This is a genomic window from bacterium (genome assembly GCA_016873475.1).
Lineage (GTDB): Bacteria > Krumholzibacteriota > Krumholzibacteriia > JACNKJ01 > JACNKJ01 > VGXI01.
This window is the reverse complement of the sequence record VGXI01000092.1, coordinates 1-11,978: the sequence shown is the minus strand read 5'-3', so window position 1 is coordinate 11,978 and position 11,978 is coordinate 1. Positions and strand designations below refer to the sequence as shown.

At 69.3% G+C, this 11,978-nt stretch carries 13 protein-coding genes; all 13 read left to right on the top strand.

Translation table 11 applies throughout. The features are described 5' to 3' along the window. Window positions 1–153: 153 nt before the first annotated feature. Window positions 154–2,763 (top strand): phage major capsid protein, encoded by a 2,610-nt coding sequence (locus FJ251_08855; protein ID MBM4117838.1) that lies wholly within the window; start codon window positions 154–156, stop codon window positions 2,761–2,763. A gap of 74 nt (window positions 2,764–2,837) precedes the next feature. Beyond that, window positions 2,838–3,281 (top strand): hypothetical protein, encoded by a 444-nt coding sequence (locus FJ251_08850; GenBank protein MBM4117837.1) that lies wholly within the window; start codon window positions 2,838–2,840, stop codon window positions 3,279–3,281. A gap of 110 nt (window positions 3,282–3,391) precedes the next feature. Beyond that, the gene (locus tag FJ251_08845) at window positions 3,392–3,700 is read left to right on the top strand and encodes a hypothetical protein (GenBank protein ID MBM4117836.1); all 309 of its coding nucleotides are present in this window, start codon (window positions 3,392–3,394) and stop codon (window positions 3,698–3,700) included. Window positions 3,701–3,703: 3 nt separating this feature from the next. Further along, window positions 3,704–5,644: a hypothetical protein gene (locus tag FJ251_08840; GenBank protein MBM4117835.1), complete on the top strand. Its 1,941-nt coding sequence runs from the start codon at window positions 3,704–3,706 to the stop codon at window positions 5,642–5,644. After that, window positions 5,641–6,168, top strand: a complete 528-nt coding sequence (locus tag FJ251_08835) for a hypothetical protein (protein ID MBM4117834.1) — start codon at window positions 5,641–5,643, stop codon at window positions 6,166–6,168. Before FJ251_08840 ends, FJ251_08835 begins: the two co-directional genes overlap by 4 nt. Then, window positions 6,158–6,589 carry a hypothetical protein gene (locus FJ251_08830; GenBank protein MBM4117833.1) on the top strand — a complete coding sequence of 144 codons (432 nt, stop codon included), beginning with the start codon at window positions 6,158–6,160 and terminating at the stop codon, window positions 6,587–6,589. The genes FJ251_08835 and FJ251_08830 overlap by 11 nt, the downstream gene beginning before the upstream one ends. 9 nt (window positions 6,590–6,598) lie before the next feature. Continuing rightward, window positions 6,599–6,988: a hypothetical protein gene (locus FJ251_08825; protein ID MBM4117832.1), complete on the top strand. Its 390-nt coding sequence runs from the start codon at window positions 6,599–6,601 to the stop codon at window positions 6,986–6,988. Window positions 6,989–7,003: 15 nt separating this feature from the next. Beyond that, complete coding sequence (locus tag FJ251_08820; protein ID MBM4117831.1) at window positions 7,004–7,396, top strand: hypothetical protein; 393 nt, start codon at window positions 7,004–7,006, stop codon at window positions 7,394–7,396. A 27-nt stretch (window positions 7,397–7,423) separates the two neighbouring features. Then, window positions 7,424–7,795 carry a hypothetical protein gene (locus tag FJ251_08815; GenBank protein MBM4117830.1) on the top strand — a complete coding sequence of 124 codons (372 nt, stop codon included), beginning with the start codon at window positions 7,424–7,426 and terminating at the stop codon, window positions 7,793–7,795. Window positions 7,796–8,109: 314 nt separating this feature from the next. Beyond that, window positions 8,110–9,132: a hypothetical protein gene (locus tag FJ251_08810; GenBank protein MBM4117829.1), complete on the top strand. Its 1,023-nt coding sequence runs from the start codon at window positions 8,110–8,112 to the stop codon at window positions 9,130–9,132. An 8-nt stretch (window positions 9,133–9,140) separates the two neighbouring features. Continuing rightward, on the top strand, window positions 9,141–10,163 hold the full coding sequence (locus FJ251_08805) for a hypothetical protein (GenBank protein ID MBM4117828.1): 1,023 nt from the start codon (window positions 9,141–9,143) through the stop codon (window positions 10,161–10,163). After that, a complete protein-coding gene (locus FJ251_08800) occupies window positions 10,163–11,296 on the top strand; it encodes a hypothetical protein (protein ID MBM4117827.1) in 1,134 nt (377 codons plus the stop codon). Before FJ251_08805 ends, FJ251_08800 begins: the two co-directional genes overlap by 1 nt. 3 nt (window positions 11,297–11,299) lie before the next feature. Next, on the top strand, window positions 11,300–11,978 hold a 679-nt coding region (locus tag FJ251_08795), incomplete at its 3' end, for a hypothetical protein (GenBank protein MBM4117826.1).

The window sequence follows — 11,978 nt, the reverse complement described above, 5'->3', positions numbered from 1 at the left end:
GAGCGAGCAGATCCGGGCCCGCGGCCGGGATCCCGAGGAGGTCTGGGCCGAGCGCGCTGCCGAGCTGAAGGTGATGGCCGAGCTGGGCGTCGTGCCGCCCTCTCCGACGCTGAACGCAGAGCAGGTCCTGCTCGGCGATGGCAAGGGGGGCAAGTGAGCCTGAAGCTCAACACCCGCTGCCAGGCCGTCGCCGGCGCTTACATCGCCGCCGGCGACGGGGAGCGGGAGGAGCCCTGGTCGCCGGCGGCCACCGCGCTCGAGGCCCTGCTCGCCGATGAGGCGGGTCGCTACTTCCTCGGCCTGGAGACGAACACCCCGGCCGATGATCCGAACCGCTGGCGTTATCCCGTGGGGCTCTTCGCTGACGACGGCTTCCGCGTCTGGAAGTCCGCGCTCGAGGCCATCATCGACGTGGCGACGGACAGCCCCGCGATCCAGGGTGCCGCAGAGGCGCTGCTCGCGAAGATCGACGTCAGCGACGGCGAGGGCAGTTCGGCGGCCGATGATGGCGGCGGCGAAGCTGAGGCCGGCGGCGGCGAAAGCGTCGATGACGGCCCGAAACCGCCTGAGGAAGAGCCGATCCCAGAGGAAGGCGCCGACCCGCCGCTTGGCGGCGGCGGCGCCGGTAGGAGCATGCAAGACCTGGAGGTCAGAGGAATGCCACCGCGCCCGACCGAGCAGCAACTCATCCCGGCGCGCTTCGGCCTCACGGCCGAGGCCTTGCGCAGCCTTCCCGCCGAGGAGCGCGAGCGTCGGGCGGCGCTGATCGATCGCCTCGAGGCCGGCGACACGGAGACGCTGGCCGCCTGCCGGGCCCAGCTCGTCGGCAAGGCGGACGTCTCCGGCGAGGACCTGCAGCGCACCTTCGGCACCAATGCCTTCGCTCGGACGCTCCAGATCCGCGCCGCCTCGCTGGACCGCGAGAGCCGCACCGTCGGGCTCAGCTTCAGCTCCGAGGTGCCCTGCCCGCGCTGGTGGGGCGAGGAGATCCTCGGCCACAAGAAGAACGAGGTGCGCCTGGAGCGCCTGAATACCGGCGGTCCGCTCCTGAGGGACCACTGGAGCTTCGAGCAGATCGGCGTTGTCGAGAAGGCCTGGATCGACGGTCCCGCGAAGCTGGGCCGCGCCCTCGTGCGCTTCAGCCGGAGCGCGCTCGGCGAGGAGATGATGACCGACGTGGAGGACCGCATTCGTCGGTCAACGTCGGTCGGCTACGTCATCCACGCGATGAAGCTGATCGAGGTGAAGAAGGAAGGTGACACCGAGGTCAGCGTCTACCGCGTCACGGATTGGGAGCCGCTCGAGGTCTCCCTCGTCAGCATGCCCGCCGACATCACCGTCGGCGTGGATCGCAGTGCCGCCGGCACCCTGCCGGCGGCGGTAATCCCCAAGGAGGTCAAGATGCCGCCCGAAGTCGTTTCTCCCACCGCCGCTGCGCCCGTGCAGGACCCGAGCGCCCTCAAGGGCGCCGGCGTCTTGGAGGAGCGCGAGCGGGTCAAGGCAATCAGCGCCCTCGTCGATGCCCACAAGCTGCCCGCCGAGATGGCTCAGAAGGCCATCGCCGACGGGACCTCGATCGAGGACTTCCGCCAGGCCGTGCTCACGGCGATCGCCACCAAGCCTCTCGATCGCCCGAGCGTCAAGGAGATCGGACTCAGCGCGAAGGAGGTGAAGAACTACTCGATCCTCAAGCTGATCCGCGGGCTCGCCGCCACGAAGAACGTGCCGGAGTACGGGCAGAAGTACATCGAGGAAGCCGGCCTCGAGTTCGAGGCGGGCCGTGCGATCTGCCAGAAGTTCGGCATCGAGGCCAAGGGCGTCTTGGTCCCGATCGAGGTGATGCGCGCTCCCTCGCCGCGTGCCGAGCAGCGCGACCTCCAGGTCGGCCTGGACACGGCCGGCGGCTACCTGGTCGCCACCACGCTCCTCGGCATGATCCCCATGCTCCGGGCCAAGAGCCTGCTCCTGCGCATGGGCGCGATCGGTCTCGGTGGCCTGGTCGGGGACGCCGCGATCCCGAAGCAGACGGCGAGCGGGACGGCCTACTGGCTCAACGAGGGCGTCGCGCCCACGGAGAGCCAGGCCGCCCTCGGGCAGCTCGACCTCCGGCCGAAGACGGTCGGCGCCTACACCGCTATCACCCGCAAGCTGCTCAAGCAGGCCTCGCTCGACGTGGAGGCCTTCGTGCGCGACGACCTGGCCCGGACGCTCGCGACCGAGATCGACCGCGTCGGCATCAACGGCTCGGGCGTGAACGGGGAGCCCCTGGGCATCCTGAACACCACCGGCATCGGCGCCGTGACCGGCGCTGGCGGCAATGGCACGGTGCCGAGCTGGGCGGAGATCGTCGCGATCTACAAGGAGGTCGCGATCGACAACGCCGACATCGGCACGCTCGGCTTCCTGACCGATCCCAAGGCCGCGGCCAAGATGATGGCCACGCCGAAGGAGAGCGGCCAGGCGGTCTACATCATGAACGCCTTCGACTCCGAGGGCTTCGGCGAGCTGATGGGCCTGCGCGTCGGTGTGAGCACCAACGTGCCGAGCAACCTGACGCAGGGCACCGGGACGAACCTGAGCGCGATCCTCTTCGGCAACTTCCTGGACCTCGCCATCGCGAGCTGGGGCGTGCTCGACCTGAACGTCGACGCCGCCGCGCTCTCGACGAGCGGTGGGCTCCGGGTGATCGCGCTGCAGGACATCGACATCGCCCTGCGCCGCCAGCAGTCCTTCGCCGCGAAGAAGGACACGATCACCACGTAACGGTCGCGGCTGCGCGCCGGGAAGGCCCCGGCGCGCTCCCGCCCGCAGGGCCTCAGGCCAGAAAGGATCCGATCATGGGACGCATCCGCGACCTGCTCAGCAACGTGACGATCACCCTGCCGCTCGTGCCGCTGCTCTCGGGGGGCACGACCGATCGCACGGGGACGGCCGTCGACATGCTGGGCTACGAGCGCTGCACCTTCGTCGCGCTCTTCGGCGCGCCGGGGGACACCCTCAGCGGCTCGGTCTACGTGACCGTGGAGCTCGAGGAGTCGACCGACAACAGCACGTGGACGGACGTGGCCGACGCCGACGTGTCGACCACGGTCAGCGGCGTGACGACCGGCACCATCTGCAAGGTGGACGCGAACGGCGAGGCGAGCCTGGCCTACGCGGCCACCTACATCGGCCTGAAGCGCTACGTGCGGCCGATCGTGAACCTCACCGGCACGCACACGAACGGCACGATCAACGCGGTGCTCGCGATCCGCCACAAGTCCGGCGTGCTGCCCGCGTAGGCAGGAGACGGTCCCGGCCCCCCGCGTGGGGGCCGGGATAGCCGGCCATGCTCACAACCCGATCCGGGCGCCCGCTGATCCGCGGCCCGCGCCCTCGCGAGGAGGAAGCAATGAAGCCTGGGAACCAGGTCCACGTGAAGGTGCTCCGCTCGACGGTGGCCAGTAGCGTCACTCTCGCCGCGGGCGAGGAGGCCTACATCAGCGAGACGGACTTCAGGGTGCTCTTCCAGATGGGCAAGGTGGAGCCGATCAGGCCAGCCCCGGAGCCCGCCCCCGCGGCCGAGACGAAGCCGGCCGAGGACGAAACGATCGCGCCCGTGGCCGAGACGAAGCCGGCCGAGGACGAAACGATCGCGCCCGGTGCCGAAACGGCCGAGTCGGAGCCCAAGGACACCGGGAAGAAGGGCAAGGGCAAGTAGCCGATGCCGCCCTTCGCCGAGGACCTCAGCGCCTTCTTCCAAGAGGGTGAGCACGGGACGCCGGCGGTGATCGCCGGCGCCCCGGTGGTCGGCATCTTCGACGACGCCCACGAGGACGCGCTCGAGATCGCCGACACCGGGCCGCGCTTCTTGTGCCCGGAGGCCTCGGCGCGGGTGGTGGTGGGCGAGACGATCAGCGTGGCCGGCGCCACCTTCAAGGTCGTGGAGCGCAAGCCCGACGGCACGGGCTTGGTCGAGCTCCTCCTCGAGGGCGTGGCCGGCGCCGCCGGCGATGGCGTCGCCTTCACCTTCAACGGCCCCTGGCTCATCGGTCCGCTGAACAAAAAGCAGAACGACCACGCGCTCTTCTACGTCACCGACACCGGGCTCTGGCACCTGATCGGCATCCGCTGCACGCTGAGCGAGACGGGCAGCGCCAACTTCTCGCACTACACAAGCCCGGACCTGCGCACCTGGACGGAGCTGGCCGAGCTCACCCTGGGCGCCGGCGCGCAGGGCGCCTGGCGCTTCATCGTCTACGCGCCCTTCATTCTGCGCAATCCGTACTACGGCGTTCCCAGCCAGGCGCAGTCCGCCTACAAGTACCTGATGTTCTTCGCCGGCGTGACGCATCAGACCGGCAGCACCCAGCTCCAGAAGATCGGCTTGGCCGGCTGCGTGAGTGACGCCCTCGATAGCTGGACGGTGCTCAACGGGGACGCGCCGATCTACTGGTGCGGGATGGACGACACGCCCAACGGCGGCGCCTACGCCGCGGGCGCGCCCTGGTGCAACGCGGCTACCTACAATAGCGCCTGGGGCGGAGCGTCCCGTGACCCGTTCGTGTTCACCGATGGCACGAATTGGTACCTGATCCTCACGACGAAGCAGACCGGTAACACGGGCCGTCAGAGCGTCGGCCTGGCGCGCTTCGTCGGCTCGCCCCTCGTCGACTTCACGAAGCTCATCCACAATGCGACGGCCGTGATGCAGGCGGCCAGTGACGGCCTCTACGACGAGAGCGCCACGCTGCAGCTCATCGCCGGCCTCTGGCACTTCAGCTACATCGGCACCACGGGCACGCGCCACCAGAGCAGCGCGACGCACCCGACCAGCGATCCCTTCATCGACACGGTGAGCGTCGGCGAGCGGCTGAACGACACGGCCCCCGTGGTGGCCGGCCTCGCCAACGAGATCATGCCGCTGGACGGACTGGTCTACGCGATCAGCGGCCACGTCTCGGGCAACCCCTACTACTACCGGATCGCCGAGCTTGACTTCGGCAACCTGGTGGCCGGCGCCTATGGGTCCTATCCGACGGAACTGGGCCCAGCGCAGATCGCGGGTCTGGTCGGCCTGCGCGCAGGCGTCATGGACCGGACGCTCCGCTTTCACTTCGGGAGCGGCGGCACCGTGGCCGATGCCTTCTACTACCAGCCGGTGATCGGCGACGAACCGCTGGCCGCCGGGCACCCGGCATCCGGCATGACCGGCGTGAGCTACCTCAACACCGCCTTCAAGCGCTACTACCCGGGCTGGCCGGCGGGGGTGAGCGCCACGCTGACCGCCACGGGCTGGATCTACTCGGACGCCTGGACCATCACCAAGGACCTCGCCGAGCTGATGGTCGCGGGCGATGAGGCTATCCAGGAGCGCTTCGTCGCGCTCGTGCGCACGAGCGACAACGCCATTCTGCACATCGCCACGGGGAGGGGCGGCCACACGCTGCGCAAGGTCATCTGGGACCTGAAGCCCCTGCGCGGGGAGACCGTGCGCCTGGTCGTCGCCGACCTCAGCACGAAGGTCTACGGCATCAGCCTGGACGCCTTCCGCGAGTACACGCCGGCCGCGGGCGCGGCCGCGGGGGCGCCGGCGATCCCGCCCGTGCTGCAGGACGCCTGGCTCCTGGACGACCTGATCGGCGCGGAGGTCGTCTTCGCATGAGCCTGACCGTGCGCATCGACGGCGATATGGACGCGATCCTGAAGGACCTCGAGCAGGTCCAGAAGCGGCACGTGCCGCTGGCCACGGTCCGGGCCCTGAACCGCACGCTGGCCTGGATGCGCACGCGGGCCAAGCGGGAGATCGCGGCCGAGGTCGGCGTGCCCGTGGCCCTCGCCAACCGTTGGATGCGCCAGCGCAAGGGGACCCTCTCGAACCGAGCGATCATGGTCGGCCTGCTGCTCAGGCCGATCCCGGCCGTCCGCCTGCCGCACCGGCAGACCCGCACAGGCGTCCGGGCCGGCAAGCACGCCTTCGACCATGCCTTCATCGCCTCGGACCCCGACGGCCGCGAGATGATCTTCAAGCGCACCACGCGCAAGGCGCACCCGATCGACGCCGTCAAGATCCCCGTGGCCCAGGCCGGCCAGACCATCCTCGAGCGCTACACCCGCGACAAGGCGCGGGCGCGCTTCGCCGAGCTGTTCGAGAAGGACCTGCAGTGGAGGCTCAGTCGTGGCGCATAAGCGGCAGCAGATCAGGGACCGGATCGTCGCCGTGCTCGCGGCCGCGGGCACCGCCGCGGGCAGCCGCGTCTCCAGCGGCTCCGTCTACACCCTGGCCGAGCTGCCGGCGATCAAGGTGGTCACGCCCCGGGACCCGCGCCTGGCCGAAGCCTCCAGCAACACCAGCGACGCGCACACGCTGCTTGTCGAAATCCGCCTGCACGACGCGCTGGTCGAGGGACTGGATGACGCGCTCGACGCGCTGGCCGTCCAGGTGCACGTGGCCCTGATGGCCGATGCCACGCTCGATGGGCTCACGCTCGACCTCGAGCTCGAGGACAGCGAGCTGGAGCTCGCGAAGGACAGCAAGACCCCGCACGGCCGGCTGACGATGCGCTGGGTCGCGCTCTACGCAGTCAGCCGCACGAACCCCGAGGCCTAGGAGGCCACCATGGCGAAGTACCACGGCAAGGAAGGCGTGATCCGAATCGGCGCGCAGGCCGTCGGCGAGGTCACCGGCTGGGACTACGAGGAGAGCGTCGAGCTGGCCGATGCGACCGCCGCCGGCGCGACGGCGAAGAGCTACATGGCGGGGATTCCCGACGGCAGCGGGACGATGACCTTCCGCCACTCGCCGGCGCCGACTGCGGACGCCGGTCAGGCCCTGCTCGACGCCGGCGCCAGCGTGGCCCTGGAGCTCTACCCCGCGGGCAACGTGGCCACTCGCGTGAAGTACACGGGCACGGCCATCGTCAAGAACGTGAAGCGCAGCGCGGACACCAGCAAGGTCGGCGAGTTCAGCGCCCAGTTCCAGGGCGTGCTCACCGAGGGCACCGTCTAGCAGGAGGGCAAGAGCATGGCGAAGTACCACGGCAAGACCGGCGTCGTGAAGATCAGCTCGACCGCGGTGGCGGAAGTCACCGGCTGGGACTACGAGGACAGCGTCGAGCTGGCCGAATCGACGGCCGCCGGCGCGGCCGGCAAGACCTACATGGCGGGCATCGCCGACGGTCAGGGGACGGTGACCTGCCGCCACTCGCCGGCGCCGAGCCCTGACGCCGGCCAGGCGCTCATCGTCAAGGGCGCCACGCTGACGCTGAACCTCTATCCGGCCGGGGAGACCAGCTCCTACGTCCGCTACCAGGGCAGCGTGATCGTCAAGAGCGTGAAGCGGAGCGCGGACCTGAGCAAGGTCGGCGAGTTCAGCTTCCAGTTCCAGGGCGTCCTCACCGAGGGCGTGGTTCCCTAGCAGCCGCGGGAGCGGCAGGAGGAAAGCATGGCAGAGGATCTTCTCCACCGGATCGTCGCCCACTACCGCGAGCGCTGCAAGGCGCCGCGCCGCTTCGAACTTCCCGAGCTGGCGGACCAGGAGACGGGTGAGCCGGCCCGGATCTACGTCTGGCCGATCACCCTGGACGAGATGGGCAAGATCAACTCGCGCAAGGGCACGGAGTCGATCGCGATGACGCTGATCGTCCGGGCCCGGCGCGAGGACCGCAGCCCGTTCTTCGCCGAGGCGGAGATCGCCAGCCTGATGAACGAGGGCGACGCGGTCTTGCTCGGCAACCTGGCGAAGAAGATCAACGCCGACATCACCTTCGGCGAGGACCAGGAGGGGGCCTCGGAGGCGAGCCGCCCAAACGCCTGAGCGGTGGCGCCGCACAGTTCGGCCTGCGCGAGCTGGCCGAGCTGTTCGACGCCGCCACGACGCTGAGCCCCGGGCGCCTGCTCAACGCGATGGGGCTCGCCCAGCGGATGGGGATCTTCCTCGATGAGCTGCTCGTGCGCTGCACCCTGAGCGAGCTGATGGCCTGGGAGGCGAAGGCCGAGTTGGACGCCGAGAGCCGGCAGCACTAGGAGACCATGATGGGCGCTGAGGCACGCTACCGGATCTCCGCTGAGGACCGCAGCAAGGCGGCCCTCGACTCCTTCCGCAAGAACATCATCGGCATCGACTCGGCCATGGGCGGGCTCAAGACCCGGATCGCCACCGTCGTCAGCGGAGTGGCGATCGGCGCCTTCATCAAGAGCGCAGCCGACTCTGCGGACCAGGTCTGGAATCTCCACCAGCGTCTGGGCATGACGACCGAGTCCCTCGGCGAGCTGCGCCACGTCGCCGGCCTCAGCGGCACGCAGTTCGAGACCGTCGCCAAGTCGGTCCAGAAGCTCAGCCAGAACACCGGCGAGGCCCTCCGCGGCAACGTCGCCCTGGGCAAGGTGTTCAAGGAGCTGCATCTCGACCTGCGCAACTTCGGCGCGTTGGCGCCTGAGCAGCAGTTTGAGACGCTCGCCGATCGACTGATGGCCGTCGACAACGAGGGCAAGCGGGTCAGCTTCGCGATCGACCTCATGGGGCGCTCTGGCGCGGAGATGCTCCAGGTGATGGCCGAGGGGAGCGACGGCATCCGCCAGATGCGCGAGGAGGCGGAAGCGCTGGGCGTCTCGCTGGACGAGCGCAGCACGAAGGCGCTCGCCGACGCCAACGACGCGATGGATCGCATGAAGACCGCTGGCACCGCGCTCGGCACAACGCTCGCCTCGCTCGCCGCCGGTCCGATCGAGGATCTGTCGGTCGGCGTCATCAAGGCCGTCGGCCACTTCCGCGAGTGGATCGAGGGAATCACCTCATCGACGCTCGACCGAGCGATCTCCAGGATGGAGGACCTCGGCGCGACGATCGAAGACATCAATCGAATGACTGCCCGGCGAGACCTGATCGATCTGGAGGAGAAGCTGGCGTCAGCCACGGCGGCTGCAGCACCAGCGCTAGTCAAACTCGCCGAGGCCGCCGGGGATGTTGAGGCCGGCGTATCGAAGATCAACTGGGCGATGCGCGCCTACACTGCGGACATCCCCGGTGCGGTCTCCGCCCAGAAGCAACTGACGGCCGCCTCGAGCGGCAAGAGCAGACCCCAGACGTCTTCCTCCAGGCCCAGCTCGGCGTCGATCGACTCCTGCGGAGCATGCGCGAGCTGGCCAACGTAGAAGACCCCATGAACACGGAGCACCTCCTCACTGCCCTCAACCTGCAGGGACGGGTGAACGCGCTCATGGAAGACGCCTACCGGATGCTCCGCGATGGGGAAATCGGCGAGGAAGTCTACGGTCGGCTGTCGGATCGCTTGGATGAATACAAGGTGGGGCTTGATGGCTACGTTAGGACCCTCGAGGAGATCGTGCGTCTCGAGAGGCTCAGGGGCCTGCTGAGCGACACCGCCGAGACTGGGCGCAAGCCGCAGGCCGGCGGTGGCGGCTGGTCAGCCGAGATCCCCGGGATGGAGGTGCCTTTTGCGGAGGCCTATCTCGGAGATCGTGGCCGCGGGAAAGGAGGGGACTTCGAGAAGCTCGCCGAGCCCGACTTCCTCGCCCCGCTCCTGGACCAGACCGACGGGTTGCATGAGATCACCGACGCCCTTGCCGAGACGCAGGCCGGCGCGGACATGCTGGCGATGGGCCTCGAGGCCCTCAGCGAGGTCGGCGGCGTGGCGATGTCCAACTTCATCGACGCCTCGATCGCGGCGCTCCAGGGCAGCAAGGGCGCCTATGGCGAGATGGGTAAGGTGATGCTGAAGTGGTCGGCCGACACGCTGAAGGCGCTGGCCGCCACCGCCGCGGGGAAGGCGATCTACTACCTGGCTGAGGGCTGGGCATGGTCGAGCCTTGGGCAGGCGGACAAGGCCAAGGATGCCTTTCTCGCAGCGGGCATGTACGGGACGATGGCCGCCTACACCGCTCCCGCGGCGATCCTCGTGGGCGCGGCCAGCGCCAACAACGCACCCTCGGGCGCCTTCATGTCGCAGGAGGAGCGCGAGAGCAGCACGGGCCTCGCCGGCGGCCGCAAGACGATCGGCGGCTCCACCACCTCCACGGCGCTCGCCTCGAGCCCGACCACCATCTACGTCCCCCACCTGTACTACGGCAACGTCTACTACGGCAGCCAGGCGCAGTCCGACGCCCGCAGCATCCAGGAGCAGCTCGACGCCGGCACGCTCTACGTGAAAGAGGGGGTGGCCTGATGTCCGGGCCCTTCTGGGGACTGCTAGTCCCGCCCGCCGCGATCACCACGCTGCGCGCCGCCGCCGGCATCCACATCCCCAACCATGCCTTCCGCGACGCGAACCCCGCGCTCTACGCCGGCACCAAGGTCGGCCGCGACGGCCTGGTCTGGAACCTCAGCAAGTACCGCGGCTGGTACTACGTCGGCTACAACCCGAGCGACAACTACGGCAACTACCCTGGCGCGAAGGTGCCCGCCGGCTGGCTCGGCGGCTCGTCCTGCTACATCGCCACCGCGGCGATGACCACCGGCCAGTCGATCTCAACGGACCACAAGGTCCTCGCCTCGACGATCTTCACCGAGCAGCTCCCCTTCTCGCGCTTCTTCGCGGCCCACTACGACAAGGCCCTGAGCCTCGCGCTGCCCGCGGTCGTGCCCACAGACTGCACGATCGGCACCAATCTCAAGGCCTGGTTCTCCTGCTACAACGCGGCCGGCGCCTTCATCCCCCCGACCACCCACAACGGCCTCACTGAAGGCAACCCGATCGAGCTTGTCTTCACCAACGCCGGCACGCTCGGCACCGGAAGCTGGCAGCGCCTGCTCGCGCACTCGGCCGTCGTGATGCCGGACGACACCGCCTACGTGCAGCTCCACCTCGGCGTCAACAGCCCCGACGGCGTCAACACCGGCTTTATCTTCGGCGACGCGGCGCTGATGCTGAATCCCACCGACGGCACGATCGCGCAGGCGGGTCCCGTCTACTTCGTGGACATCACGCCGCAGACGATTCGCGCCGTGCCCGCCATGCAGTGGGAGGCAGCCAACGTCGTCGATCGCCGCATGCTCGACGGCCGGCTGGCCCGCAGCGTGCTCACCAAGGACGCCCTGAAGCACCGCTTCCAGGCGCACTTCACGAAGATCGGCCCTGATCCCTACCGGCAGCTCCTCGCGCTCTGGAGCCTGAGCACGCAGGGCCTGGGCCTGCACGTGCCCGAGCCCGTGCCGATCTGCGTGGACTTCGGCCTCGGCCAGGCGCCCTTCTTCGGCTACTACCACGTGGCCGAGGCCGTCTACCCCGGCACTTTCCACCCGCACTGGACCCTCGCCGGCGGCGGCTACGACCTCACGCTCGGCTTCGTGGAGGTGTAGCCGGTGCGCCACCTCGTGCAGTTCGAGGACGACGCCGGTACCTGGGTCGACTTCACCGACCGCCTCGCCGGCGGCATCGGCGCGATCGAGCTGAAGGCCTCCACCGAAGGCCACCCCGTGGTCGGCCCGCCCAGCAGCCTCGTCGTGGATAACCGCGACGGCTACTGGCTGAGCGAGCCTGACCAGCCGGGCTCACTCTTTGCCGGCGGCTGGGAAGGCCGCCGGGTCCGGATCCTCCTCGAGCAGGCGCCGGCGGCGGCGCTCACGCTCGGGACCTTCCGCGTCAAGAACGAGGAGGGCCTCGAGGCCAACCGCGACGGCTGGGCGAGCCTCAGGCTCGAGCCGCTCACCGAGACGCTCAAGCGCGGCGACGCCAGCGAGGTCTCCTTCGGCCGCGGGTGGTTCCCCAACCTCCCCTGGCCGCTGGCCGTCGACCGGATCCGCACGCCGGAGGACACGAGCGCGCTCTCCCTCCCCGAGGCCTCGATCGACTACGAGGACCTGCGCCGAGCGATCAGCTCCCTCGGCCGCCCGGGCGACTTCCAGACGGACGGCTGGCACGACGTGCGCAGCAAGGCCGTTGACATCACCTGGAACGAGGTGAGCCAGGTCCATGCGGCGGTGACGCTCGACGGCAAGGTCTACGAGTACAGCGACACGACCGGCCGGTGGGCGCCGGGGG

Coding starts and splice junctions, on each gene's coding strand:
- FJ251_08850 (MBM4117837.1), top strand. CDS start 2,838: ATGGGACGCATCCGCGACCTGCTCAGCAACGTGACGATCACCCTGCCG.
- FJ251_08820 (MBM4117831.1), top strand. CDS start 7,004: ATGGCGAAGTACCACGGCAAGACCGGCGTCGTGAAGATCAGCTCGACC.
- FJ251_08800 (MBM4117827.1), top strand. CDS start 10,163: ATGTCCGGGCCCTTCTGGGGACTGCTAGTCCCGCCCGCCGCGATCACC.
- FJ251_08835 (MBM4117834.1), top strand. CDS start 5,641: ATGAGCCTGACCGTGCGCATCGACGGCGATATGGACGCGATCCTGAAG.
- FJ251_08840 (MBM4117835.1), top strand. CDS start 3,704: ATGCCGCCCTTCGCCGAGGACCTCAGCGCCTTCTTCCAAGAGGGTGAG.
- FJ251_08825 (MBM4117832.1), top strand. CDS start 6,599: ATGGCGAAGTACCACGGCAAGGAAGGCGTGATCCGAATCGGCGCGCAG.
- FJ251_08815 (MBM4117830.1), top strand. CDS start 7,424: ATGGCAGAGGATCTTCTCCACCGGATCGTCGCCCACTACCGCGAGCGC.
- FJ251_08805 (MBM4117828.1), top strand. CDS start 9,141: ATGAACACGGAGCACCTCCTCACTGCCCTCAACCTGCAGGGACGGGTG.
- FJ251_08845 (MBM4117836.1), top strand. CDS start 3,392: ATGAAGCCTGGGAACCAGGTCCACGTGAAGGTGCTCCGCTCGACGGTG.
- FJ251_08810 (MBM4117829.1), top strand. CDS start 8,110: ATGGGCGGGCTCAAGACCCGGATCGCCACCGTCGTCAGCGGAGTGGCG.